Genomic DNA, 24580 nt, shown 5'->3' on the forward strand with positions numbered 1-24580 from the left:
CCATGATCTCCCTGCACGACCTGACCAAGATCTTCCCCGGCGGGGTACGCGCACTCGACGGCATCGACCTCACCGTCGCCGACGGCGAGTTCTTCGCCCTGCTCGGCCCGTCAGGCTGCGGCAAGACCACGCTGCTGCGCACCATCGCCGGCCTCGAAACCCCCACCTCCGGAAAGATCAGCATCAACGACACCGACGTCACCGCACTCCCCCCGGGCAACCGCGACCTCGCCATGGTCTTCCAGGACTACGCGATCTTCCCCCACATGGACGTCACCACCAACATCGCCTACCCGCTGCGCATCAAGAAGGTCCCCCGCGCCCAGCGCACCGCCAAGGCCGCCGAAGTCGCCGCCCGCCTCAGCCTCACCGAACTCCTCCACCGCCGCCCCGCCGAACTCTCCGGCGGCCAGCAACAACGCGTCGCCCTCGCCCGCGCCATCGCCTGCCACCCCGCCGCCTTCCTCTTCGACGAACCCCTGTCCAACCTCGACGCCCGCCTCCGGCTCGAAGCCCGCACCTTCCTCAAACGCCTGCAGCGCGAACTCGCCGTCACCACCGTCTTCGTCACCCACGACCAGGCCGAAGCCCTCGCCCTGGCCGACCGCATCGCCGTCATGTCCCACGGCCGCATGGTCCAGGTCGGCACCCCCACCGAGATCTTCCACCGCCCCGCCACCACCTTCGTCGCCTCCTTCATCGGCTCCACCCCCATGAACCTCCTGCCCGCCCGCCTGGCCGGCGCCGCCCTCCACGTCGCCGGCGCCACCCTCCCCGCCCCCGCCGGGCTCACCCCCGCCGACCACCTCACCTACGGCGTACGCCCCGAATACATGGACCTGTCCCTCACCGAACGCCCCGACGCCTTCCCCGGCGTCATCTCCGTCCTGGAGAACCTCGGCACCCACACCCTCGTCACCCTCGAAACCCCCGGCACCCTCATCCAGCTCGTCGTCCCCGAAGGCGACGAACCCCCCATCGGCACCCCGGCCTGGGCCGTCCCCCGCCGCGCCCTCATCTACCGCGACCAGACCCTCCACACCCCCTGACTCCCCGCGACACACCGGGCAACCAGGGCTCCGGCCAGGCCCACCCGCCATACTGGGCACCATGTCCACCAGGGACTGGATCCTGCACGTCGACCTCGACCAGTTCATCGCCGCCGTGGAGCTCCTGCGCCACCCCGAACTCCGCGGCAAACCCGTCGTCGTCGGCGGCTCAGGCGACCCCACCCAGCCCCGCACCGTCGCCGCCACCGCCACCTACGAAGCCCGCGAACACGGCATCCACTCCGGCATGCCCCTGCGCACCGCGCTCAGACGCTGCCCCGACGCCGTCTTCCTGCCCACCGACCCACCCGCCTACGAGGCCGCCTCCGCCCGCGTCATGGCCACCCTGCGCGAATTTCCCGTCCGCGTCGAAGTGTGGGGCTGGGACGAAGCCTTCATCGGCGCCACCACCGACGACCCCGAGGCCCTCGCCGCCCGGCTCCAGCAGGCCGTACACGCCCGCACCCGGCTCACCTGCTCCGTCGGCATCGGCGACAACAAACACCAGGCCAAACTCGCCTCCGGCTACGCCAAACCCGCCGGAATCCACCGCCTCACCAGCGACACCTGGGCCCAGACCATGAACGCCCGCCCCACCGACGCCCTCTGGGGCATCGGCGCCAGAACCGCCAGAAAACTCGCCGACCTCGGCTACCACACCGTCGCCGAACTGGCCGCCGCCGACCCCGCCCACCTGGCCGCCCACTTCGGACCCACCAACGGCCCCTGGTACCGCTATCTCGCCCTCGGCAAAGGCGAAGCCGAAGTCGTCACCACCCCCTGGATCGCCCGCGGCCACAGCCGCGAGACCACCTTCCAGCACGACCTCACCGACCCGGCCGACATCGCCCGGCACATCACCGACCTCGCCCGGCACGTCGCCCAGGACGCCGCCGAAGCCGGCCGCGAAATCATCCGCGTCTCCGTCAAGGTCCGCTTCACCCCGTTCCTCACGCGGACCCGCCAGTCCAAACTCCCCGCCCCCACGACCGACCCCGCCACCATCACCCGGGCGGCCCACGCCATCCTCGGCCGCTTCGACCTCAACCGCCCCGTACGGCTCCTCGGCGTATCCGTCGACTACACGATGCCCGACCAGCCCGCGGAAGAGGTCACCCCACCCGACTGACCCTGGAGTAGAACTCACCCCGAAGCCGCTCCTCGGCCTCGATCAACTCCCGCAACTCCTCCTCCGGCACCACGACATCGTCATATTCCTCAACCGTCGCCTCGATGTACGAAAGCGCCCGCCACACCACCCCGGCATCATCCCGGAACTGCCCGATCCCCGTATTGCACGGCAGACACAGCGCATAACGCACGTCACCCGAACGATGACAATGATCGACATGCTCCGGCGGCCGGTCCCAGCACACCACGCACAACCCGTGCTGCGCCGCCACCATCCGCTCCACGTCCTCATGCCGCACCCGATAACGCTGCGACAGGTGATATGACCGCGTCGGCGCCACCGGCCCGGCCTCACGCCGCTCGGGAAGCACCACGAACTCCGGCCAGAGCACCTCCCCGTCCAGATAGAGCGCGGCCAGCTCCAGCAACACCGTGTTGTCCCCGAAATGCCCCAGCCCGTTGTTGCAGTTGAAACAGAGCACGCCCCGCACCAGCCCGGTCGCGTGACAGTGATCCACGAACACCCCCGGCACCACCCGGCAGATGGCGCAGAGCCCGCCCTGCCGGGCGAGCATGCGCTCGAAGTCATCCTCGGTGATGCCGTAACGGTAGGTGAGCAGGTAATTCCGCTCACTCCCGTATTTCTTGATCTTGTTCTCGCGAGTCACGACGACGTGGCACGGCAAGCAGTAGATGGTCAACCCATCCTTACTGGCCCGGTTACTACCGAACTCTTCCTTGGGTTTGATCTCTGCACATCGCGCGCAGAACTTCTGCCCCTCGGGAACCGGAAGCCGCTCACGCACGGTCTTTCCCTGCTCCGCCATGCGCTTGCGGTAACTCGCGGTGGAACGCACCCTGAAGCAGGCCTTGCAATATCGCGCTCGCCCGCCAGGCATGCGCTTGTTGAGCCCGAACTCGGAGACAGCCTTGACCTCCCCACAGTCCGGGCACTGCTTAGTCCCGTCCGGCGCTTCCACCAGCTTCGTCCCTTTTGCCTGTCCGTTTTGCCCTACTCTCCGCCCTTCTGGACGTAACTGCGCACGAACTCCTCTGCGTTCTCTTCGAGAACTTCGTCGATTTCGTCCAGAATTGCGTCGACATCGTCCGTGAGCTTCTCCTGGCGCTCCTGAACGTCCGGTGTCGCCGAGGCCTCGGTCTCCTCAACTTCGGCCTCGCGCCGACCCGCCTGCTTCTGGCCGCCGGTGTCCTTGGTTGCCATGTCCTACCTCCGCTTGGGGGACTGCCTCTCCCCTTATCTTCCCCGAACCGGGCGACATTTCGCGCCGATCGCCCAGTGATCTTGCCGGCTTGACTAGATAGCACTCCTATCCAATACTGGATCCACGCACTCATAGGAGGTTCTGATGTCCCCCGCGTCCCTGAGCACGGCAGGTGTGCTCCTCGTCACAGTCCCCCTGGTGGCCGTCGGCGGCGTCTCGCTGCTGTCGTTCCTGATGAGGAACGTCCCGGGCTACCTCGACAACCCGGTCCGCCGTGGCCTGTGGCGCGCCGGTCATGCCCATGCGGGCGTGCTGGTGCTGTTCGCCCTGGTGGCGATGCTCTACGTGGATCAGGCGAGCCTGCCGGACGGCCTACGGGCGCTGTCTCGGTGGCTCATCGCGGCGGCGCCGATCCTGATGCCGCTGGGCTTCTTCCTGTCGGTGGTGCGCCCGAGCGACACGAAGCCGAGCCGGCTGATCTGGCTGACGGTGGCGGGCGGGGTGTGCCTGGCCGTGGGCACGCTGACGCTGGGTGTGGGCCTGCTGTGACGCGGCGTTACTCGCCGCCGCTGCCGGTGAGGGCGGCGACGAGGTCGGCGGCGGTGTGGCAGCGGTCGAAGAGCTCTCCGACGTGGGCCTTGGTGCCGCGCAGTGGCTCCAGGGTGGGTACGCGCTGGAGGGATTCCCTGCCGGGAATGTCGAAGATGACGGAGTCCCAGGAGGCGGCGGCGACGGATTCGCTGTATTGGCGCAGGCACCGGCCGCGGAAGTAGGCGCGGGTGTCGTTGGGCGGGTTTTCCACGGCGCGCTGGACTTCTTCCTCGGTGACGAGGCGTTGCATGCGTCCGCGGGCGACGAGCCGGTTGTAGAGGCCGCGGTCGGGCCGGATGTCGGAGTATTGCAGGTCGACGAGCTGGAGCCGGGGGTGGGCCCAGGTGAGGTTGTCGCGGGTGCGGTAGCCCTCGAGGAGTTCGAGTTTGGCGACCCAGTCGAGCTCGCGGGAGAGTTGCATGGGGTCTTCGGCGAGGCGGGTGAGGACGGATTCCCACCTGTCGAGGATGTCCTTGTTCATCTCCTCTTGGGCGGTGCCGCGCTCTTCGACGTATTTGCGGGCCTGCTCGAGATATTCCATCTGGAGCTGGACGGCGGTGAGCTTGCGTCCGTCGCGCATGGGGATCTCGTAGCGGCAGGTGGGGTCGTGGGAGACCTGCCGGAGGGCCTGTACGGGGTTCTCGACGGCGAGGTCGCGGGTGATGAAGCCCTCTTCGATCATGGCGAGCACGAGGGCGGTGGAGCCCAGCTTGAGGTAGGTGGAGATCTCCGACATGTTGGCGTCGCCGATGATCACGTGCAGCCGCCGGTATTTCTCGGGGTCGGCGTGCGGCTCGTCGCGCGTGTTGATGATGGGCCGCTTGAGCGTGGTCTCCAGCCCCACCTCGACCTCGAAGAAGTCGGCCCGCTGGCTGATCTGGAAGCCTTCGCCGCGGGAGTCCTGGCCGATGCCGACCTTGCCGGCGCCGACGACGACCTGCCGGGAGACGAAGAAGGGGGTGAGGTGCCTGACGATGTCGGCGAACGGGGTGGCGCGCCGCATGAGGTAGTTCTCGTGGCAGCCGTAGGAGGCGCCCTTGGCGTCGGTGTTGTTCTTGTAGAGCTGGATGGGCGCGTTGGAGGGGATGGCGGAGGCGCGGGTGGCTGCGTCGTACATCACCCGCTCCCCCGCCTTGTCCCAGATGACCGCGGCCCGGGGGTTGGTGCATTCGGGCGAGGAGTATTCGGGGTGGGCGTGGTCGACGTAGAGGCGGGCGCCGTTGGTGAGGATGACGTTGGCCAGGCCGAGGTCCTCGTCGGTCAGCTGGCTGGGGTCGGCCACCTCTCTGGCCAGGTCGAAGCCGCGCGCGTCGCGGAGTGGGTTCTCCTCCTCGAAGTCCCATCGTGCTCTGCGCGCGCGGGCCGCCGAGGCGGCCAGGTAGGCGTTCACGACCTGTGAGGAGGTCACCATCGCGTTGGCGCCTGGCTGACCTGGTACGGAGATGCCGTACTCGGTCTCGATCCCCATCACCCGACGCACCGTCATGCAACACCCTCTGTTCGTCCGGGTCTGTCTATCCGCCGTTTATATGCCCGAGCCTATGCCCTTCACAGTGCCCCGAGGCCACAGAGTTATGGCACCGACGCCTTTTCAACCTGTACGGCGGGAGCTGATGGGGTTTGCGGGGATCTGCGGGGCTTGAGTAGCCGCTGGATGGGGCGTTCGGCAAAGGAGTACACGAGATATGAGCCGAGAATCGCGGCCAGAGTCGTGATCGTGACCACGGCCCAGGGGGGCATGCTCCCGGTGAGCACCGGGATGAGGGCCACCGCGACGATGCTATGGAACAGGTAAAGCGGGTATGTCGTGCCGCCGAGCGCGGTGAGCGTCCTGGACGGTTTGAGCCGGAGCACGCCGAGCGCGACGAGTGCCGACAGGACGAAGATCAGCGTGATGGTGATGATCACGCCGGTGTCGGTGACGGGCATGTTCTTGAAGCCCGCGGCCTCGACGCGCCGCATGACCCGGCCGAGCGCGGAGGGGATGGCCAGGCCGTATCCGCCGGCGACGTAGAGCCAGGGCAGCCAGGAGCTGCCGTGTTTGTGGATGAGGTACAGGGCCATGCCGGCGATGAAGTACGGGGCGTAGTCCGGCATGACGATCTCGCGGATCACCGTGGGCACGACGTCGTCGAGGAGCCTGACGGCCAGGGCGGAGACCAGCCAGATCCCGGCGAACGCCAGGACCCGCCCGTACGTGACGCCGATGATCACGAGGATGGCCATGAGGAGGTAGAAGCGCAGCTCGGCCCAGAGCGACCAGTAGACGCCACTGGCGTCGGTGACTTTGAACAGCCGCTGGAACATGGTGGCGTTCAGCAGGTATTCACCTGGGGAAAGTTTTGGGTCGAGCGCCTTGGCGCCCGTGAGCCCGTAGAGGGCCGCGATGGCGGCCAGGCTGAGCCAGTACGCGGGATAAAGGCGGACGAGCCGGGAACGGGCGAAGGCGCCGAGGCCGCGTCCCCACACGGTCATGAGGATGACGAATCCGCTGATGATGAAGAACAGCTCGACCCCGAGGATGCCTAAGCCCGCGAGCGGCGCCAGCGTGGGGAACAGCTCCGCGGGCCGGTCGCCCCAGACGGAGGCGTAGGCGACCAGGAAATGGAACCCCACGACGGCCAGGGCGGCGATGAATCGCAGGAGGTCGAGTTCGGCCAACCGGCCGTCCCCACGAGAATGTCTCGGCCGATTCGGTTGATGCACGGCCCTTAGACGTCACGTAGATCACTTCGGTTCCCACCCGTATCGCCTTCCACATACGTCACATCCGTATCGGTGCGGCCGGTCTGTCCGATAGGCGGCGCGTCCGCGACGAGCCCGGCCACGGACCCTCGCCCGCTCCGGCCGGTCAGGCGCGGTCCCGGGCGGCGGCGACGGCGACCTGGCCGAGGCTGATGCCGCCGTCGTGAGGTGGCACGCGGACGTGTCTGAGCACCCGGAAGCCGGCCGCCAGCAGCCGCCGGGCCGTGCCCTCCAGCAGGAGGGCGTTCTGGAAGACGCTGCCGGACAGCGCCACGGTGGACAGGCCGGTGGCGTCCCTGAGGGCGGCGCAGGCGCCCGCGACGGCGGCGGCGACGCCGTTGTGGAAGCGGGCGGCGATGACGTGGGAGTCCACGCCGCCGGCCAGGTCGGTGGCGGCGGCGCGCACCAGGTCGGCGGCGGTGACCACGAGCGGGTCGCCGGGGGTGACGGCGGCGGGATAGGCGCCGGTTTCCCCGGGGTCGGCGTGCTGTTCGAGCTCGACGCCGGCCTGGCCCTCGTAGGTGGTCTGGTCGCGGATGCCGAGCAGCGCCGCGACGGCGTCGAACAGCAGGCCCGCGCTGGTCGTCTCCGGGGATCGGGCCCGCGTGGCGTCGGCCCACTCGCCGGCGTGGCGGCGGACGACGTCGAGGCCGGGGTGGTCGTCGCCGAGATAGGCGGCGGTCATGCGCCACGGCTGCCGGAGGGCTCCGCCGGGCATGGGCACGGCGGCGAAGTGGCCGAGGGACGCGCAGCCGGTCAGGTCGGCGCGCAGGAACTCGCCGCCCAGCCCGGCGCCGTCGGGGCCGTCGAGGACGACGCCGAGCACGGGTCCGGGGTCGCCGTTGTCGGCGAGGCAGGCGGCGATGTGGGCGTGGTGGTGCGGGACGGGGACGAGTTCGGCGCCGGGGATCTCCAGGGCGTGCCGGGTGGAGGGGTATCCGGGGTACGGGTCGTGGGCGACGATCCGGGGCCGCAGGCCGAACAGCCCGCAGTAGTGATCGATGCCTTCCACGTACGTGCGGAGCGTGTCGGGGTGGTCCAGGTCGCCGAGGTGGTGGGAGAGGAACGCCCGCCGGCCCTGCGCCAGGCAGAAGGTGCTGTGGAGCCGGGCGCCGCAGGCGAGGACGGGCCGGGGCGCGGGGCGGCGCAGGACGAGCGGTTCCGGGGCGTAGCCGCGGGCCCGCCGCAGCACGGTCACCTCGCCGGCCATGGGCCGCAACAGGGAGTCGTCGGCGCGTACGTGGATGGCGCGGTCGTGGACGAGGAAGGCATCGGCGATGCCGCCGAGCCGGGTGAGCGCGTCGGCGTCCTCGTGGGCGATGGGCTCGTCGCGGACGTTGCCGGCGGCCAGGACGAGGGGTTCGCCGAGTTCGGCGAGCAGGAGGTGGTGCAGCGGCGTGGCGGGCAGCATGAGCCCGAGGTCGCGGTGGCCGGGGGCGACGGAGGCGGCCACGGGGGCGCCGGCGCGGCGGGGCAGCACCACGGTGGGGCGGGCGCGGCTGGTGAGGAGGCCGGCGGCGCCGTCGTCGACCTCGCACAGCCGCCGGGCCTGCGCCAGGTCGGCGACCATGACCGGAAAGGGTCGCTCCTCGCGGTGCTTGCGGCCGCGCAGGGTGGCGGCGGCCTGCTCGTGGGCGGCGGGGACGGCGAGGTGGTAGCCGCCGAGGCCCTTGACGGCGACGACGCGCCCGGCGCGGAGCAGGGTGACGGTGGTGGTGATGGGGTCGCCGCAGAGTTCGGCGCCGCGGGCGCCGTGCAGGCGCAGCCGGGGGCCGCAGGCGGGGCAGCAGGTGGGCTGGGCCTGGAAGCGGCGGTTGCCGGGGTCGTATTCGGCGGCGCAGTCGGGGCACATGGCGAACCCGGCCATGGTGGTGAGCCGCAGGTCGTAGGGGACGCCGCGCACGATGGTGAAGCGGGGGCCGCAGGCGGCGCAGTTGATGAAGGGATAGCGGTGCCGCCGGTCGGCGGGGTCGGCGAGTTCGCGCAGGCAGTCGTCGCAGGGGGCGCTGTCGGCGCGGACGAGGGCGCGGCGCAGCCCCGAGGGGTCGCTGGCGGCGATGGTGAAGCCGCGGTGCCCGGTGGGTTCGGCGCTGATGACGGTGACGCGCTCGATCTCGGACAGGGCGGGGGCGTCGCGTTCGAGGGCGGTGAGGAACTCCTCGACGCCGGCGAGGGCTCCTTCGACCTCGATGAACACCCCGTCGGCGTCCTTGCGCACCCGGCCCGTCAGGCCCAGCCGGTTGGCGAGGGAGCAGACGAAGGGGCGGAAGCCCACACCTTGGACGATGCCTTCGACGTGCACGTCTATCCGTTTGAGCAGGGGCACAGGGTCAGTGTGCGCCTGATCGGGGCGGCGTGCATGCCTTATGGGCTGTAGGGGTCGTCCCTGCCGCCCGCTTCAGGGGTGGACGGTGTGCGGCGGCCGTGGACAGCGGAAGGGGAGGGCCCGGGCGGGCCCTCCCGTTTTCCGTGGTTCAGAGGTACTGGCCGGTGTTGGCGACGGTGTCGATGGAACGGCCGGCCTCGGTGCCCTGCTTGCCGGAGACGAGCGTGCGGATGTAGACGATCCGCTCGCCCTTCTTGCCGGAGATGCGGGCCCAGTCGTCGGGGTTGGTGGTGTTGGGCAGGTCCTCGTTCTCGGAGAACTCGTCCACGCAGGCCGTGAGCAGGTGCTGCACCCGCAGGCCCTTCTGGCCGCTCTCGAGGAACTGCTTGATGGCCATCTTCTTGCCCCGGTCGACGATGTTCTGGATCATCGCGCCGGAGTTGAAGTCCTTGAAGTAGAGGACTTCCTTGTCGCCGTTGGCGTAGGTCACCTCGAGGAAGCGGTTTTCCTCGCTCTCGGTGTACATCCGCTCGACGACGCTCTGGATCATGCCCTGGATGGTGGCCCCGCGGGAGTTGCCGTGCTCCGCCAGGTCATCGGGGTGCAGGGGAAGGTCGGCGATGAGGTATTTGGAGAAGATGTCCTTGGCCGCCTCGGCGTCCGGCCGCTCGATCTTGATCTTGACGTCCAGGCGGCCGGGCCGCAGGATCGCCGGGTCGATCATGTCCTCGCGGTTGGAGGCGCCGATGACGATGACGTTCTCCAGGCCCTCGACGCCGTCGATCTCCGACAGCAGCTGGGGGACGATCGTGTTCTCGACGTCGGAGGACACGCCGGAGCCTCGGGTGCGGAAGATCGAGTCCATCTCGTCGAAGAACACGATCACCGGGGTGCCTTCCGAGGCCTTCTCGCGGGCACGCTGGAAGACCAGGCGGATGTGCCGTTCGGTCTCGCCGACGTACTTGTTGAGCAGCTCGGGGCCCTTGATGTTGAGGAAGAAGCTCTTGCCGGACTGGCCGGTCTTCTCCGCGACCTGCTTGGCCAGGGAGTTGGCGACGGCCTTGGCGATGAGCGTCTTGCCGCAGCCGGGCGGTCCGTACAGGAGCACGCCCTTGGGGGGCCGCAGCTTGTGCTCGCGGAACAGGTCGGCGTGCAGGTAGGGCAGCTCGATGGCGTCCCTGATCTGCTCGATCTGCCGCATCAGGCCGCCGATCTCCTCGTAGGAGATGTCGGGGACCTCTTCGAGCACGAGCTCTTCGACTTCGGACTTGGGTATGCGCTCGTAGACGTAGCCGGAGCGCGGCTCGAGCAGGAGCGAGTCGCCGGCCCTGATGGGCTGGCCGACCAGCGACTCGGCCAGCCGCACGACGCGCTCTTCGTCGGCGTGCGAGATGACCAGGGCCCGCTTGCCCTCGTCGAGCAGTTCTTTGAGCATCACGATCTCGCCGACCTCTTCGTAGCCGAGCGCCTCGACCACGTTGAGGGCCTCGTTGAGCATGACCTCCTGGCCACGCCGCAGCGAGTCGACGTCGACGGCAGGGCTGACGTTCACCCGGAGCTTGCGGCCTCCGGTGAACACCTCGATCGTGCCGTCTTCTCGGGCCTCGAGGAAGGTGCCGAAGCCGGATGGCGGCTGCGCCAGCCGGTCGACCTCCTCCTTGAGGGCGACGATCTGGTCCCTGGCCTCCTTGAGGGTTGCCACCAGGCGCTCGTTCTGGCCTGTCACGGCCGCGAGATTCGCCTGTGCCTCATGGAGACGCTCTTCGAGGACCCTGGCCTGACGGGGTGACTCGGCCAGTTTCCGCCTCAGCGCGGTGATCTCCTCCTGGAGGAAGGAGACCTGTGTTGAAAGATCAGCGACCTCCCGTTCGCGCTGCGCGGCTCGAGCCTCAGCATCATCGCGAGCTGCCACGCCCCGTCACCTCCTTCCCAGTCGAGGGCGACTACTTAGGACCTTACCTATCTCGGGCCCCTCCGTAACCTGGCCGGGCAGTGTTCGTCGAGTGACATTCAGTGTTCGTTGAATAATCCCTAATAGTGCGTTTAATACTCCCAGCATATGAACACGGCGATCTGTTCCCGTGTCACGCACGAACGCACCCTCGTAGCCAAATTGTCATAGTTCCTCGGTCGTCCCCTTCGGTCGGCGACGGCGCGGCGGCGGGGTCACGCCGTCGGCCATGCGGCGGGCGGTGACGAGGAACCCGGTGTGCCCGATCATCCGATGATCGGGTCGTACCGCGAGCCCTTCGACATGCCAGTCGCGAACCAGGGTCTCCCACGCATGCGGCTCGGTGAAACACCCATGATCGCGAATGACCTCGACCGTCTTGGACATCTGGGTCGTGGTGGCCACATAACAGCAGATCACGCCGCCCGGGGTGAGGGCCTTGGCGGCGGCGTCGACGCACTCCCAGGGGGCGAGCATGTCGAGGATGACGCGGTCGACGTCGATCTCGTCGATGGAGGCCACCAGGTCGCCGACGACCAGGCGCCAGTTGGCCTCCATGGACTCGCCGTAGAACTTCTCCACGTTCTTGCGCGCCACGTCGGCGAAGTCCTCGCGCCTCTCGTAGGAGGTGACGTGGCCCTCGGGGCCGACGGCGCGCAGCAGGAAGCAGGTCAGGGCGCCGGAGCCGACACCGGCCTCGACGACGCGGGCGCCGGGGAAGATGTCGGCCATGCCGACGATCATCGAGGCGTCCTTGGGGTAGATGACGGCCGCGCCGCGCGGCATGGCGAGCGTGTAGTCCTGCAGCAGGTGGCGGAAGGCGAGGTATTGGGTGCCGCCGGAGGAGCGCACGACGGAGCCTTCAGGCTGCCCGATCAGGTCGCTGTGCGGGATGGCGCCCTTGTGGGTGTGGAAGACGCCGTCCTCTTTGAGCGTGATCGTGTGGCGCTTGTTCTTGGGGTCGGTGAGCTGCACCTGATCCCCGGCTCGGAAAGGCCCATGCCTGCGGAAACCCATGGCCGCAAGGTTATAGGGCTTTCGGGTGCGTCCGGACGCGCGATATCTATGGGTGATGCTCCCGCGCGACGTGATCTCCACCGGCTCCCTCATCCTGCGGCCTCCCCTGGCGGGGGACGCCGGGACGATCGCGCGGATGTGCGCGGATCCGGTGACGGCGCGGTTCATGCCGTTACTGCCGATCCCGTACGCGCTGGAGCACGCGCGCGATCACCTGGAGGACGCGGCGGCGCGGTGGGCGGGCGGCGGGGCGGAGTTCGCGATCACGGAGAGCGACCGGGTCGTCGGCCTGGTCTGGGCCGGGCCGCCGGATCACTGGGGCGTGACGGAGCTGGGCTACCTGGTGGCGCCGTGGGCGCGGGGCAAGAACGTGGCGGGGACGGCGGCCAGGGCGGTGACGGACTGGCTGTTCGACCAGGGGGTGCGCCGGGTCGAGCTGCAGGCCGAGGTGGAGAACGTGGCGAGCCTGCGGGTGGCGTACAAGGCGGGGTTCCGGGAGGAGGGGCGGCGGCGGGACGCCGTCCGGCTGCGGGACGGGCGCTGGGTGGACTTCGTCACCTTCGGCCGGCTCCGGGGGGATGCGGTCGGCCCGCCGGAGCAGTACCTGCCGTTCTTCGACGGCGGTGAGCTGGGCGACGGCGTGGTGCGGCTGACGCCGCTGGCCGTGGAGGACGCCGGGGAGTTCCACCGGATGCTGGCCGAGCCGACCGTGGCGGCCTACTTCATGGGGACCCCTGGCACGCTGGAGGACGACGAGCGGCGGTGCCGGTACACCGGTTACTGGTGGGTGTCGGGGCAGCGGGTCGAGCTGGCGATCCGGGACGCGGAGTCGGCGGCGTTCGCCGGGCATCTGCAGCTGATGCAGGTGGTGCCGGCGCTGGGGCAGGCGATGGTCGGCTATTCGCTGCTGCCGGAGTTCCGGGGGAAGGGGTTCATGACGCGGGCGGTGGGGCTGCTGGCGGGGTGGGCGTTCGCGCGTACGCCGCTGCACCGCCTCGTGGCCGGGACCGAGGCGGGCAACACGGCCTCGCAGAGGGTGCTGGAGCGGGCCGGGTTCCGGCGGGAGGGCGTGCAGCGGGAGCTGTTCCCCAAGCGGGACGGCACGCGGGTGGACGACGTGCAGTGGGCGCTGCTGCGGCCGCCGGCGTAGGGTGCCGGTCGCAGGTGACGGCGCGGCGCCGGAGGAGCCCGGCCCGAAAATTGGTAAAAATCCCGATTTCCAGTTGAGGGCTAGTCAAGCGCCGCGTCGAGGGTGATAGTCAGGACACCCGCACTTGGGCATCGCGTGATCGGGGTGCGCGATCTCATCCCCTCCGCACAGGGCCACCGCCATGCCACACAACCGTGTCGACGTCGCCATGCGCGAACTCATCGCCCTCTTCTCCTGCCTGGAGAGCGCGGACCTGGTCGATCGGCTGGCCCGGACCGCCGCCGCCGTCGCCGGAACCACCTACGCGGGCCTCGTGCGCGTGGACGCGCTGCGGCAGGAGGCGCACTGCATGCACCTGCACGCCCCCGCCGGGGATCCGCTGCGGATGCGGCGGTGGCTGGCCGAATCGGGGGTGCTGAAGGAGTTGGCGGCCTCGTCGGCCACGGTGCTGCTGGTGCAGGGCCGGTCGGTGGGCGAGCCGGGGTTCCTGGCGACTCCTGTGCCGGCGGCGATGGTGGACCACACGTTCGTGTGGGTCGCGGGGCGGGCGTTCGGCGACGGGGACGCGCACCTGCTGAGCCGGTTCGCGACGGCCGCCGGGCGGGCGCTGGAGGCGGCGAGCGGGCTCGAGGCGGCGGTGCGCCTGTTACGGGGCGTACGGGCTTTCCGACCGGCCTAGCCACGGGTCCAGCCATGAGGCCGGACCGGATACCTGGAATTCGGCCGGCCGGCCACGCGACGACATTACTCCCGAATTGCTCCCCCTGGCCGGCCGCCCACTCTGCCCTTATGAAATATCCCTTAAAGCCCCAATATTTCATTAGAAAGCGCAATACAGCCTGTATCGGCCGCCTCCCCGAGGCTCTGGACCGCCGCCTCCGACGCGCTTCCCGTCGCCTGAAGCCCCCGGGTTTCCGGCATGCGTGCGCCCACCTCCCCCGGGGCCGGCGTCCAACGGTCGCCGCTTATCCCACCACCGCTAAAGACGTCGTGGCCGCCTTCACCGGGGCGTGGAAACGCGACCTGGACGATCACCATTTCGCGACATCGGCGCAATCTGCCTTTATGGGGACCTGGCCATTCGCCGGGCTGTGGCGAAACGGGAGGGTCAGGCGGCCTCGCGTCCGCATTGGAGGTCACCAGAGCACGATGTGACCGCCCAGCGGGACCTTGCCAGAACCGCGACCCCGACCCATACGACACGAGCCACCCCGGCAGGACTTACCGGAGCCACGACCCTGGCCCGCACGACACGAGCCACTCGGGCGGGAGATCCCGGAGTGGCCACCGAACGTGAGCCGCCTCTTCCGAGGGCTTGGGGTAGCGTGGCGGCTCGTGAGGGTTCTCGTCGTCGGTGGGAGCGGGTTTCTCGGCGGCGAGCTCGTACGCCATTGCTCGGCGGCGGGTCACGAGGTGGGCGCGACCTACCTGACCAAACCCGGCGGGAGTTCCGGGGTGGAGTGGCTGGCTCTGGACGTGCGGTCGCGGGCGGCCGTGGCGGAGGTCTTCGAGGGGTTCCGGCCGGAGGTGACGGTGAACGCCGCCTACCGTCAGGCGGACTGGGCGAGCACGGCGGACGGGGCGGCGTACGTCGCCCTGGGGGTGTCGCGGGTGGGCGGGCGGCTGGTGCACGTGTCGAGCGACGCCGTCTTCTCGGGTGCCGTGGCCTCCTATGACGAGAGGTCGGTGCCCGATCCGATCACCCCGTACGGGGCCGCCAAGGCGGCGGCGGAGACGGCCGTGCGGGCCGTGGTGCCGGACGCCGTGGTCGCCAGGACGTCGCTGATCGTCGGCAACGGCGAGTCCGTGCACGAGTCGTTCGTGCACGCGCTGGCCACCGGGCGACGGGACGGGGTGCTGTTCACCGACGACGTACGGTGCCCGGTACACGTCGCCGACCTGGCGGCGGCGCTGCTGGAGGCGGCGGTGCGCGGCCTCTCCGGCATCCTGCACGTGGCAGGGGCCGACGCACTGAGCCGCTACGACCTGGGCACCCTCATCGCCCGCCGCGACGGCCTCGACGCCTCCCGACTCCCCACCGGCCGCCGAGCCGACACCGACCTCCCTGGCCCCCTGGACGTGCGCCTGAACTGTACGGCCACCCAGCAACGCCTGCAGACCCGCCTGCGCGGCGCCCGCGAGTTCCTGACCCCACCCGACCCGTAACCCTGCCACCCAAGCCCGTGACCCCTGCCACCCCAGCTTGTGACCTCCGCCACCCCGGCCGCCGAGCCGACACTGGCCTGCCTGGGCCGCTGGACGTGCCGCTGGACCGCGCGGCCACCCGGTAACGCCTGCGCACCCGCCCGCGCGGCGCCCGCGAGTTCCTGACCCCACCCGACCCGTAACCCCGCCACCGTGGCCCGTGACCCTGCCACCGGCCCGTGACCTCTGCCACCCGGCCCGTGACCCCTGCCACCCCGGCCGCCGAGCCGACACCGACCTGCCTGGGCCGCTGGACCGCGCGGCCACCCGGCAACGCCTGCGCACCCGCCCGCGCGGCTCCCACGAGTTTCTGGCCCCGCCCTGCCCGTAACCCTGCCACCCCAGCGCGTGACCCTGCCACTGGCCCGTGACCCCTGCTACCCCGGCCGCCAGGCCCACACCGACCTGCCTGGGCCGCTGGACGTGCCGCTGGACCGCGCGGCCACCCGGCAACGCCTGCGCACCCGCCCGCGCGGCCCCCGCGAGTTCCTAGCCCTGGCCCTGCCCGTGACCCTTCCGCCCCGGCCCGTGATCCGGCCGCCCCGGCCACCCAGTGAGGCGGGGGCTCACGTGACCCAGACGGCTGGCAAGGCGCAGACCCCGCGCCACCCGATCTGGTCCCTGCCGACGCAGTGGGACACCCCGCCACCTGATCCCGTCCGGCCCCGCCGTGGAATCGCCTCTGCCGCCTGATCGCGTTCCAGGCGCGGCCATGGGAACGCCCGCGCCCCTCACCGGGACACGGGCGTTCGCCGGAAGCCGGAAGCCGGAGACCGGAGGCCGGGAATCCGAAAGGGGCGGTTATCCCCGGTGTGCCTCGAAGCGGAGGGTGCGGGAGACGCCGACGCGGACCGTGGTGCCCGGGGCGATGGTGACGGGCTCGTTGGGCGGGATGTCGTAGAAGTTGGGGTCGCCGGGCGGCTGGATCTGGGTGCCGTTGACCGACCCCAGATCGACCAGGTTGACGTCCCAGCCGTCCAGCGCCACCCGCAGGTGCCGGCGTGACACCGAGCCGTCCGGACTGGTCACCTTGGCGGGCCTGGCGCTGCCGCCGGCCACCTCGGGTGCCCGCTCGGGGTCGCGCCCCAGCAGGTAGTCGCTCTCCAGGGGCAGCGCCGTCCCGTCGTCCAGGATGAGGACGCCGAGCGAGGGGCGCGGGCCCTTGTAGGGGACGAGGGTGCGGTGCACCAGGGCGATGCCGCAGACGGCGCAGTAGGGCGAGCGGGGGTCGTTGAAGTGGTCGTTCTTGCAGTCGACGCCGTAGACCAGCGGGCGGTCACCGTGCTCGGCCGGCTGCTGGTCCTGCGGCTGGCCGGAGTGGTCGAAGTGGTCGGGCGGCCCGAGCACGGGCGGCGCGGCGTGGTCGTAGGGGTCCGGCGGGCCCATGTGCTGCTGGGCCTGCTGGTCGGCGACGCCGTTGTTGGAGGGCTGCTCGTCGTAGGAGGGGAACTGCTGCGGCTCGGGAAGGGGCGGCGGCTGCTCCTGCGAGCCCAGATAGGGCGGCGGCTCGGGCGAGCCCAGGTAGGGGGACTGCTCCGGGGGCTGGTAGGAGGGCTCCTGCGGGGGGAGGTAGGGCGCCTGCTGCTCCGGGGGCGTGTGGTACTGCTGCTGCTCCGGCGGGGTGGAGTAGAGGGGCGGCTGCTCCACGGGGGCGGGCTGCGGGCCGGAGGGCTGGCCCTGCGGGGCGTGCGGCTGGTCGATCAGCGGGTAGGGCGGCCGCTCCACGGGGGCGGGCGGCGGCTGCATCAGGTCCGGCTCGATGTGGTAGGCCGTGTTCGGCATCTCGCTGGTCAGGTGCCTAGACGGGGCGGAAGCGGGGGCGGCGGGGCGGTCGGTGAGGTCGCCGACGAGGCCGCCGCCGTGCACCACACCGCTTTCGAGGCGGACCGCGGGGTGCGGGTGGCCGGCGCCGGGCAGGCTGAGCTCGACGCGCTCCACGGGGCCGGAGACGAGCCGGTCGGCCCAGGTCAGGGAGTCGCTGCCGGCCAGCCGGGTCTCGCCGGAGGGGGTGCCGATGGTGGCCGCGGCCGAGCCGCTGACCAGGACGGCCACGCCGCTGCCGACGGGGCCGGCGACCGCGCAGGTGGCCGGGTCGCCCGCCATGTTGGCCGCGAGGACCTGCGCCGCGCGGCGGGCCAGCGCCCGCCCGTCGCCGCCGGAGGCCGCCGTCTCGCGCAGCGCGTTGAGCAGGTCGTCGGCCGCGGCCTCGTTGGCGTCGCACACCAGCAGCAGGCCGCCCTCGTAGGCGACGAGCCCGTTTCCAGGAAGCGGACGCACCACTCCGAAGCCTTGGTCGGTCATGCGTCCTCCCTCAAGACGACCGTGCTGCGCTCATTGGTGCCTTCGCTGCGCTCGGTCACTCAACTCTCCTCCCCGGAAGCCGGCGATATGACGGCACCCCGCACTGCCGTGCCGGCCACCAGCCATACGTACCCAGACGACGAGGCGCTGTCGCGGCCTCCTCGTCTCGATTCGGTGAACCGGTGGACCGCCACAAGCCCCTTAACTGTGCAAGTCTGGCCAAACAGCACACTATCGGCCAGTCGTCGCATCGCAGAAATCGCCGGAACCTGCCCCGGCCGCCCGAAACTGCTGCACACGACCCTATCCGGGGGCCGCCGCATAAACGAGTGGGACAAATCAGACGCCGGTGAAGACTCTGTTGACGTCGGCCGTGGCCAGCACGCCGAAGATCTCGCCGCCGTGCTCCACGAGCAGGTATTCGCTGCCCGGGGCCTCGCGCATCGCGTCGATGAGGGGCTCTCCCACCAGGTCGGCCCGCAGCACCATGGAGGGCTCCAGGGACTTGGCGAGGGAGCCGACGTTCACCCAGGGGCGGCGGTGCTCGGGGGTGGCCTGGACGGCGGCCTCGTTCACGATCGCCACCGGCCGGCCCTCGTGGTCGACGACGACGAGGGCGCCCGCCCGCTGCTCGGTGGCCTGCCGCAGCGCCTCGGCCAGCGGCGTCTCGGCGGGGACCGGGATGGCCCTGCGGGCCAGGCTGCGGGCGCTGACCTGCGGGATCCTGGCGCGGATCTTGGCCACGCGCAGCGCCTGGCTGGCCCCGAGCCAGATGAACGAGGCCAGCACCAGCGGCCACACCAGGTCGAACGGGTCGGCGTCGCTCCCGCCCGTCAGCATGCTCGCCACCGGGAACACCACCAGCAGCACGGCCAGCACCCGCCCGCCCCAGGCGGCCACGACGGTGCCGGAGCCAGGGTTGTTGGTCAGCTTCCACACGCCCGCGCGCAGCATCCTGCCGCCGTCGAGCGGCAGTCCCGGCAGCAGGTTGAACACGGCGACGATGAGGTTGGCGACCCAGAGCTGCCAGACCAGCACCTCCACGATGCCGCCATTGTTGATCACGTAGACGTCGGCGGCCAGGCCGATCCCGGCCAGTCCCAGCGACAGCGCCGGCCCCGCGGCGGCGACCAGGAACTCCTTGCCGGGCGTGGGCGGCTCCTTCTCGATCTCCGACACCCCGCCGAGCAGGTAGAGGGTGATCCTGCGCACCGGCAGGCCGAACCCCTTGGCCAGCACGCTGTGTGCCAGCTCGTGCAGCAGCACCGACACGTACAGGAGCACCGCGAAGACGAACGCCACGGCGTAGGCCGCCAGGCTGTCGAGCTGGGGCAGCATCTGGCGCATCTGCGGCCCGAACATGATCGTGATGAAGGCTGCGACGATGAACCAGGTCCATGAGACGTATACCGGAATGCCGAACGGCTTTCCCATCTTCAGACCCGAGAACTCCTGACGCGGGCTCTGCTCGCTCACCGCACTCCTCGAACGTCCATTACGTGCTGTTGCTGCCTTGATGCTACGCGCCCGATCACGTGGATCCTCGTCCCGCCAGCGTTATTCTGTCGGGGTCTTGACTTAGAGTGCGGTGCATGACCTTGACCGAGCCGGTGATCATCGGAGCCATCTCCCCCTCCCGGGCGGGCGATTTCATGACCTGTCCGCTGCTCTACCGGTTCCGGGTGATCGATCAGCTCCCCGAGAAACCCTCGCAGGCCGCGGTGCGCGGCACGGTGGTGCACGCGGTCCTGGAGCGGCTCTATGACCTGCCGGCGCCGCGGCGTTCGGTGGCGGCGGCGCTGGAGCTCCTGGAGCCGCAGTGGGAGCGCCTGCTGGCCGAGGACGAGCAATATGCGCAGATGTTCGACGACGAGGCCGATCAGGCGGAGTGGCTGGCGCAGGCGCGGGGCATGCTGGAGCGCTATTTCACGCTGGAGGACCCGACGCGGCTGGAGCCGGCCGAGCGGGAGCTCTACGTGGAGGCGGTGCTGGAGGGCGGGCTGATGTTGCGGGGCTACGTCGACCGGCTCGACGTGGCGCCGACCGGCGAGGTCCGGGTGGTCGACTACAAGACGGGCACCGCGCCGGGTCCGGACTTCGAGGCCAAGGCGCTGTTCCAGATGAAGTTCTACGCGCTGGTGCTGTGGCGGTTGCGCGGGCAGGTGCCGCGGCTGCTGCAGCTGGTCTATCTGGGTGGTCAGGGCGAGGTGCTGCGCTACGCGCCCGACGAGGCCGACCTGCTGGCCACCGAGCGCAAGGTGACGGCGTTGTGGGCGGCGATCGAGCGGTCGCTGGAGACGGGCGAGTGGCGGGCGCGGCGGAGCCGGTTGTGCGACTGGTGCGATCATCAGGCGCTGTGCCCGGAGTTCGGCGGCACCCCGCCGCCGGTGCCCGACCGCCAGCCGGGCGACACGCTACGCGGCAACCGCCGCTCCGCGACCGACGAGCTCTGACCGGCCTCCCCAGCCGGCCTCCGCCGGGCCATCCCGCTCGGGACGGCTCACCGTTCCAGGCGGCTCGCCCTCCCAGGGCAGGCCACCGCTCGGAGCGGTTCACCGTCTCAGGAGGGGCCACGGCCTCAGGGCGGGCCACCGTCTCAGGGCGGGCCACCGTCTCAGGGCGGGCCACCGTCTCAGGGCGGGCCACGGTCTTAGGGCGGGCCACGGTCTTAGGGCGGGCCACCGCTTCGGGGGGCCGCGGAGGGCGGGCGGGACGCTACTCTCGGCAACCCCTGTAACCGGTCGGCAATCCTCCCGAAGTAGGAGGTTTCGGGCTCGCGGCTGAGCCTACAGTGAAGCGGTGCGCATAGACCGGACCAGGTTCCACGACACGGTGCTCGCCGGGGTGGTGGCCGCGGCGTCGGTCGCGCTGTTCATACTGTACGGCCCCGACCACCTCCAGGCCGAGGGACTGCCCGTCGAGGGCGTGCGCGACTCCGACGCGTTCGGCGCCGCACTGGTGGTCCTGGCATGCCTGCCGGTGGCGCTGCGCAGGCGGTGGCCGCTGACGGCGCTGTGCCTGGGCGCGGTGCCGGAGGCGCTGCTGGGCGTGCTCGGCTACGGCACCGGCAGCTCCAGCCTGGCCGGCCTGGTGCTGCTGTATTCGGTGGCCGCCCACCGCGGCCTGGCGGTGGCGCTGGGCGGGCTCACGGTGTCGCTGATGACCTACACGGTGGGCGCCACGGCCGGCCCGGCCCGGACGACCAGCTGGAGCGAGCACGTCGTGGTGGCCATGGTGCTGCTGGCGGCGTGGGGCGCGGGCCGGAGCCTGCGGTTGCGCCGGGCGTACCTGGAGGAGTTGCGCGACCGGGCGGACCGGCTGGAGCGGGCACACGCGGCCGACACGCGGGCGGCGCGGGCCGAGGAGCGGTCGAGGATCGCCCGCGAGCTGCACGACGTGGTCGCCCACCACGTCAGCGTGATGACGGTGCAGGCGGCGGCGGCCCGCCGGGTGCTGGCCTCCGATCCGGACCTGGCGCGGGAGGCGCTGTCGGCGATCGAGCACACGGGCCGGCTGGCGATGACGGAGATGCGCAACATCGTGGGCGTGCTGCGTACCGACGCCCGCGCGGAACTGGGGCCGCAGCCGGGCATGCAGGACCTGCCGCTGCTGGTGGAGCAGATGCGGGAGGCGGGGCTGCCCACCCGGCTGCTGGTGGAGGGCGAGCCGCGGCCGGTGCCCGCCGGGGTGGACCTGGCCGTCTACCGGCTGGTCCAGGAGGGGCTGACGAACAGCCTGCGGCACGCGGGCTCGGGAGCGGAGGCGGTGGTGACGGTCCGTCACGAGCCGGGCGAGCTGGATGTGGAGGTGGCGGACGACGGGGTGGGCGCGGCGGGGCTGCCCACCCGGACAGGGCATGGTTTGGTGGGGATTCGCGAACGGGTCGCCCTCTATGGTGGAATCCTGAGCATCGGTCCGCTGCCGGGGGGCGGCTTCGGGGTGCGGGCGAGGTTCCCGTTGAAGGACGGCCAATGACGATCAGAGTGCTGCTGGTGGACGACCAGCCGCTGCTGCGCACGGGATTTCGCCTGATCCTGGAGGCCGAGCCCGACATCACGGTGGTGGGTCAGGCCGGCGACGGCAAGGCCGCTCAGGAGCAGACGCGGGCGCTGCTGCCGGACGTGGTGCTGATGGACATCCGGATGCCCGGGGTCGACGGCATCGAGGCGACGCGCAGGATAGTGCGGGAGGCGGCGCCGTCGGCGCACGTGCCGAAGGTGCTGGTGCTGACGACGTTCGACCTGGACGAGTACATCGTGGAGGCGCTGCGCTCGGGCGCGTCCGGGTTCCTGCTGAAGGACGTGCCGCCGGACGAGCTGGTGCAGGCGATCCGGGTGGTGGCGGCCGGCGACGCGATCGTGGCGCCGAGCGTGACGCGGCGGCTGCTGGACCGGTTCGCGACCCGGCTGCCGTCGGCCTACGAGCAGGCGGCCCCGGCCCGGCTCGACCGGCTGACCGAGCGGGAGCTGGAGGTGCTGCGGCTGATCGCCAAGGGCATGTCCAACGCCGAGATCGCGGCCAAGCTCGTGGTGAGCGAGACCACGGTCAAGACGCATGTCGGCAACGTGCTGACCAAGCTGGGGTTGCGCGACCGCGTGCAGGCCGTGGTGCTCGCTTACGAGACGGGGCTGATCACGCCCGGCGCTCTGTCCTGACCGGCCGCCTCACTCGGCTTCCGGGGCGGCCGCGGCGACGGCGGGCTCCGGGGCGTTCTCGGGGAAGTGGCAGGCGACGCGGTGGCCGCTCGCCAGCTGCTCCAGCGGCGGTTCGACGGTCTTGCAGATCTCCTGCGCCTTCCAGCAGCGGGTGTGGAAGCGGCAGGCGGGCGGCGGGTTGAGCGGGCTGGGCACGTCACCGGCCAGCCGGATGCGGTCGCGGTCCCTGCGGGTCTTCGGGTCGGGCACGGGCACGGCCGACAGCAGGGCGTTCGTGTACGGGTGCATGGGCGAGCTGTAGAGCCGCTTGCGGTCGGCGATCTCCACGATCTTGCCCAGGTACATGACGGCGACCCGGTCGCTGATGTGCCGCACGACGGACAGGTCGTGGGCGATCACGACGTAGGTCAGGTCCAGCTCGGTCTGCAGGTCTTCGAGCAGGTTGACGACCTGGGCCTGGATGGACACGTCGAGCGCCGAGACCGGCTCGTCGGCGATGATCAGCTTGGGTTTGAGGGCGAGGGTGCGGGCGATGCCTATGCGCTGCCGCTGACCGCCGGAGAACTCGTGCGGGTAGCGGTTGTAGTGCTCGGGGCTGAGCCCGACCATGGCGAGGATGTCCTGGACGGCCTTCTTGATGCCGTTCTCGGTCTGCACGCCCTGGATGCGGAACGGGGCGCCGACGATGGCGCCGACGGTGTGGCGGGGGTTGAGCGACGAGTACGGGTCCTGGAAGATCATCTGCATGTCGCGGCGGAGCGGGCGGAGCCTGCCCTGGCTCATGTGCGTGATGTCCTGGCCCTCGAAGACGACCTTGCCGCCGGTGGGTTCGAGCAGCCGGGTGACCAGCCGTCCCGTGGTGGACTTGCCGCAGCCGGACTCGCCCACCAGCCCCAGCGTCTCGCCCTTGAACACCTCGAAGCTGATTCCGTCGACCGCTTTGACGGCGCCGACCTGCCTTTTGAGCAGGCCCTTGGTCACGGGGAAGTGCTTCTCCATGTTCTCCACGGAAAGAAGCAGCTCGTTGTCGCTCACTGGGTCTCCAGCACTGGCTTGATCTCGGTCTCCCACAGGTTCCGCCGCTCGTCCCTGCTCATGTGGCAGCGCACCAGGTGGCCTCCCTCGGTCTCCGCCAGGGCGGGCACCTCGGTCCTGGCCTTGTCACCGGTCCGCTCGGCGTACGGGCAGCGCGGATGGAAGGCGCAGCCCGGCGGCACGTTGATCAGCGACGGCGGGGAGCCCTTGATCGGCAGCAGCCGTTCGGTGGGCTCGCGGTCGAGGCGGGGCATGGAGCCCAGCAGGCCCCAGGTGTAGGGGTGCTCGGGCCGGTAGAAGATGTCGTCGGCGGTGCCGAACTCGACGCACTTGCCGCCGTACATGACGAGGATGTCGTCGGACAGCTCGGCCACCACGCCCAGGTCGTGGGTGATGATGATCAGCGCCGAGTTGAACTCCCGCTGCAGGTCGCGCATCAGGTCGAGGATCTGGGCCTGCACGGTCACGTCGAGCGCGGTGGTCGGCTCGTCGGCGATGAGCAGCTCGGGGTCGCAGGACAGCGCCATCGCGATCATGGCGCGCTGCCGCATGCCGCCGGAGAACTCGTGCGGGTAGCTGTCGACGCGGCTGCCGGGCTCGGGGATGCCGACGCGGCCGAGCATGTCGACGGCGTGCTTGCGGGCGACCTGCTTGGAGACGTCGTGGTGGATCCGGTACGCCTCGATGATCTGGTGGCCGACGGTGTAGTACGGGTGCATCGAGGACAGCGGATCCTGGAAGATCATCGCCATCTTCTTGCCGCGCAGCCCGCGTACGTGCTCGGCGCTGGCGCCGACGAGTTCCTCACCGTCGAGCCAGATCTCGCCGGAGATCTTGGCGCGGCCGCCCTTGTGCAGGCCGAGCACGCCGAGGCTGGTCACGCTCTTGCCGGAGCCGGACTCGCCCACGATGCCCAGGGTCTTGCCGCGTTCGACGCCGAACGACAGCCCGTCGACGGACTTGACCAGGCCGTCGTCGGTGGGGAAATGGATTTTCAGGTCCTTGACGTCAAGGAAGCTCACGACAGCCTCACCCTCGGGTCGACCACGGCGTAGAGGAGGTCGACGACCAGACTCGCCACCACCACGAAGGTCGCGGCGATCAGCACCACACCCATGACCTGCGGCAGGTCCTGGTTTCTGATGGCCAGAATGGCGAACTGGCCCAGCCCGGGCAGAGTATAGGTGGTCTCGGTGAGGAC

General features: G+C 70.5%; 22 protein-coding genes. 10 read left to right on the top strand and 12 right to left on the bottom strand.

The genetic code is table 11. The features are described from left to right. Positions 1 to 2 precede the first annotated feature (2 nt). Entirely contained in the window at positions 3 to 1049 is a 1047-nt protein-coding gene (locus BLS95_RS34030; RefSeq protein WP_090940993.1) for an ABC transporter ATP-binding protein, read from the top strand. A 61-nt stretch (positions 1050 to 1110) separates the two neighbouring features. Beyond that, positions 1111 to 2178 (top strand): DNA polymerase IV, encoded by a 1068-nt coding sequence (locus BLS95_RS34035; protein ID WP_090940995.1) that lies wholly within the window; start codon positions 1111 to 1113, stop codon positions 2176 to 2178. On the opposite strand, the gene BLS95_RS34040 is transcribed toward BLS95_RS34035, so the two are convergent. Together BLS95_RS34040 and BLS95_RS34045 are read right to left on the bottom strand one after the other, a co-directional pair. Next, positions 2162 to 3160 (bottom strand): endonuclease domain-containing protein, encoded by a 999-nt coding sequence (locus tag BLS95_RS34040; RefSeq protein ID WP_090940997.1) that lies wholly within the window; start codon positions 3158 to 3160, stop codon positions 2162 to 2164. The genes BLS95_RS34035 and BLS95_RS34040 overlap by 17 nt on opposite strands. Positions 3161 to 3192: 32 nt before the next feature. Next, complete coding sequence (locus tag BLS95_RS34045) at positions 3193 to 3402, bottom strand: ubiquitin-like protein Pup (RefSeq protein ID WP_090940999.1); 210 nt, start codon at positions 3400 to 3402, stop codon at positions 3193 to 3195. A 145-nt stretch (positions 3403 to 3547) separates the two neighbouring features. On the opposite strand from BLS95_RS34045, the gene BLS95_RS34050 reads away from it, so the two are divergent. Beyond that, positions 3548 to 3952: a hypothetical protein gene (locus BLS95_RS34050; protein ID WP_090941002.1), complete on the top strand. Its 405-nt coding sequence runs from the start codon at positions 3548 to 3550 to the stop codon at positions 3950 to 3952. Between the two features lie 7 nt (positions 3953 to 3959). Here the strand turns inward: BLS95_RS34050 and dop are convergent, their stop codons facing one another. The 5 genes from dop to BLS95_RS34075 all read right to left on the bottom strand — a co-directional run bounded on the left by dop (position 3960) and on the right by BLS95_RS34075 (position 12033). Beyond that, positions 3960 to 5480, bottom strand: coding sequence for a depupylase/deamidase Dop (gene dop, locus BLS95_RS34055; RefSeq protein ID WP_281250059.1), 1521 nt, complete (start codon positions 5478 to 5480; stop codon positions 3960 to 3962). Positions 5481 to 5566: 86 nt separating this feature from the next. After that, entirely contained in the window at positions 5567 to 6655 is a 1089-nt protein-coding gene (locus BLS95_RS34060) for an acyltransferase family protein (protein ID WP_245765454.1), read from the bottom strand. A gap of 190 nt (positions 6656 to 6845) precedes the next feature. After that, on the bottom strand, positions 6846 to 9065 hold the full coding sequence (gene hypF, locus BLS95_RS34065; protein ID WP_090941009.1) for a carbamoyltransferase HypF: 2220 nt from the start codon (positions 9063 to 9065) through the stop codon (positions 6846 to 6848). 148 nt (positions 9066 to 9213) lie between these two features. Next, entirely contained in the window at positions 9214 to 10977 is a 1764-nt protein-coding gene (gene arc, locus BLS95_RS34070; RefSeq protein ID WP_090941012.1) for a proteasome ATPase, read from the bottom strand. Between the two features lie 204 nt (positions 10978 to 11181). Then, on the bottom strand, positions 11182 to 12033 hold the full coding sequence (locus tag BLS95_RS34075) for a tRNA (adenine-N1)-methyltransferase (protein WP_090941015.1): 852 nt from the start codon (positions 12031 to 12033) through the stop codon (positions 11182 to 11184). 55 nt (positions 12034 to 12088) lie between these two features. On the opposite strand from BLS95_RS34075, the gene BLS95_RS59190 reads away from it, so the two are divergent. The 4 genes from BLS95_RS59190 to BLS95_RS54560 all read left to right on the top strand — a co-directional run bounded on the left by BLS95_RS59190 (position 12089) and on the right by BLS95_RS54560 (position 16081). Then, positions 12089 to 13183 (top strand): GNAT family N-acetyltransferase, encoded by a 1095-nt coding sequence (locus BLS95_RS59190; RefSeq protein ID WP_090941018.1) that lies wholly within the window; start codon positions 12089 to 12091, stop codon positions 13181 to 13183. A 181-nt stretch (positions 13184 to 13364) separates the two neighbouring features. Continuing rightward, entirely contained in the window at positions 13365 to 13862 is a 498-nt protein-coding gene (locus BLS95_RS34085) for a hypothetical protein (RefSeq protein WP_090941021.1), read from the top strand. 656 nt (positions 13863 to 14518) lie between these two features. Then, positions 14519 to 15349, top strand: coding sequence for an SDR family oxidoreductase (locus BLS95_RS34090; RefSeq protein ID WP_090941024.1), 831 nt, complete (start codon positions 14519 to 14521; stop codon positions 15347 to 15349). Positions 15350 to 15736: 387 nt separating this feature from the next. Continuing rightward, a complete protein-coding gene (locus BLS95_RS54560; protein WP_143043971.1) occupies positions 15737 to 16081 on the top strand; it encodes a hypothetical protein in 345 nt (114 codons plus the stop codon). 108 nt (positions 16082 to 16189) lie between these two features. Here BLS95_RS54560 and BLS95_RS34095 read toward each other — a convergent pair whose 3' ends face one another. Further along, the gene (locus BLS95_RS34095; RefSeq protein WP_090941028.1) at positions 16190 to 17689 is read right to left on the bottom strand and encodes an FHA domain-containing protein; all 1500 of its coding nucleotides are present in this window, start codon (positions 17687 to 17689) and stop codon (positions 16190 to 16192) included. A 339-nt stretch (positions 17690 to 18028) separates the two neighbouring features. Further along, positions 18029 to 19165, bottom strand: a complete 1137-nt coding sequence (locus BLS95_RS34100) for a site-2 protease family protein (RefSeq protein WP_090941031.1) — start codon at positions 19163 to 19165, stop codon at positions 18029 to 18031. 116 nt (positions 19166 to 19281) lie between these two features. Between BLS95_RS34100 and BLS95_RS34105 the strand changes: the two genes are divergently transcribed. The 3 genes from BLS95_RS34105 (at position 19282) to BLS95_RS34115 (ending at position 22344) form a co-directional block, all read left to right on the top strand. Next, a complete protein-coding gene (locus BLS95_RS34105) occupies positions 19282 to 20142 on the top strand; it encodes a RecB family exonuclease (protein WP_090941034.1) in 861 nt (286 codons plus the stop codon). 346 nt (positions 20143 to 20488) lie between these two features. Then, positions 20489 to 21664 (top strand): sensor histidine kinase, encoded by a 1176-nt coding sequence (locus BLS95_RS34110; RefSeq protein WP_090941037.1) that lies wholly within the window; start codon positions 20489 to 20491, stop codon positions 21662 to 21664. After that, positions 21661 to 22344, top strand: a complete 684-nt coding sequence (locus BLS95_RS34115) for a response regulator (RefSeq protein WP_090941040.1) — start codon at positions 21661 to 21663, stop codon at positions 22342 to 22344. Before BLS95_RS34110 ends, BLS95_RS34115 begins: the two co-directional genes overlap by 4 nt. A gap of 9 nt (positions 22345 to 22353) precedes the next feature. Here BLS95_RS34115 and BLS95_RS34120 read toward each other — a convergent pair whose 3' ends face one another. The 3 genes from BLS95_RS34120 to BLS95_RS34130 form a co-directional block, all read right to left on the bottom strand. Continuing rightward, positions 22354 to 23343 carry an ABC transporter ATP-binding protein gene (locus BLS95_RS34120; RefSeq protein WP_218136117.1) on the bottom strand — a complete coding sequence of 330 codons (990 nt, stop codon included), beginning with the start codon at positions 23341 to 23343 and terminating at the stop codon, positions 22354 to 22356. Positions 23344 to 23375: 32 nt separating this feature from the next. Next, complete coding sequence (locus BLS95_RS34125) at positions 23376 to 24401, bottom strand: ABC transporter ATP-binding protein (RefSeq protein ID WP_090941046.1); 1026 nt, start codon at positions 24399 to 24401, stop codon at positions 23376 to 23378. Continuing rightward, positions 24398 to 24580 (bottom strand): ABC transporter permease subunit (locus BLS95_RS34130; RefSeq protein WP_143043972.1); only part of this gene is annotated, 183 nt, incomplete at its 5' end. The genes BLS95_RS34125 and BLS95_RS34130, both read right to left, overlap by 4 nt.

This window comes from Nonomuraea jiangxiensis (assembly GCF_900099965.1).
Taxonomy (GTDB): Bacteria; Actinomycetota; Actinomycetes; order Streptosporangiales; family Streptosporangiaceae; genus Nonomuraea; species Nonomuraea jiangxiensis.

Bases quoted from the DNA above. Each gene is read 5' to 3' on its own strand.
- BLS95_RS34105 (WP_090941034.1), top strand. From the start codon at position 19,282: ATGACCTTGACCGAGCCGGTGATCATCGGAGCCATCTCCCCCTCCCGG.
- BLS95_RS34085 (WP_090941021.1), top strand. From the start codon at position 13,365: ATGCCACACAACCGTGTCGACGTCGCCATGCGCGAACTCATCGCCCTC.
- BLS95_RS34095 (WP_090941028.1), bottom strand. From the start codon at position 17,689: ATGACCGACCAAGGCTTCGGAGTGGTGCGTCCGCTTCCTGGAAACGGG.
- BLS95_RS59190 (WP_090941018.1), top strand. From the start codon at position 12,089: ATGCTCCCGCGCGACGTGATCTCCACCGGCTCCCTCATCCTGCGGCCT.
- BLS95_RS34120 (WP_218136117.1), bottom strand. From the start codon at position 23,343: ATGGAGAAGCACTTCCCCGTGACCAAGGGCCTGCTCAAAAGGCAGGTC.
- BLS95_RS34050 (WP_090941002.1), top strand. From the start codon at position 3,548: ATGTCCCCCGCGTCCCTGAGCACGGCAGGTGTGCTCCTCGTCACAGTC.
- BLS95_RS34115 (WP_090941040.1), top strand. From the start codon at position 21,661: ATGACGATCAGAGTGCTGCTGGTGGACGACCAGCCGCTGCTGCGCACG.
- BLS95_RS34030 (WP_090940993.1), top strand. From the start codon at position 3: ATGATCTCCCTGCACGACCTGACCAAGATCTTCCCCGGCGGGGTACGC.
- BLS95_RS34045 (WP_090940999.1), bottom strand. From the start codon at position 3,402: ATGGCAACCAAGGACACCGGCGGCCAGAAGCAGGCGGGTCGGCGCGAG.
- dop (WP_281250059.1), bottom strand. From the start codon at position 5,480: ATGACGGTGCGTCGGGTGATGGGGATCGAGACCGAGTACGGCATCTCC.
- BLS95_RS34035 (WP_090940995.1), top strand. From the start codon at position 1,111: ATGTCCACCAGGGACTGGATCCTGCACGTCGACCTCGACCAGTTCATC.
- BLS95_RS34075 (WP_090941015.1), bottom strand. From the start codon at position 12,033: ATGGGTTTCCGCAGGCATGGGCCTTTCCGAGCCGGGGATCAGGTGCAG.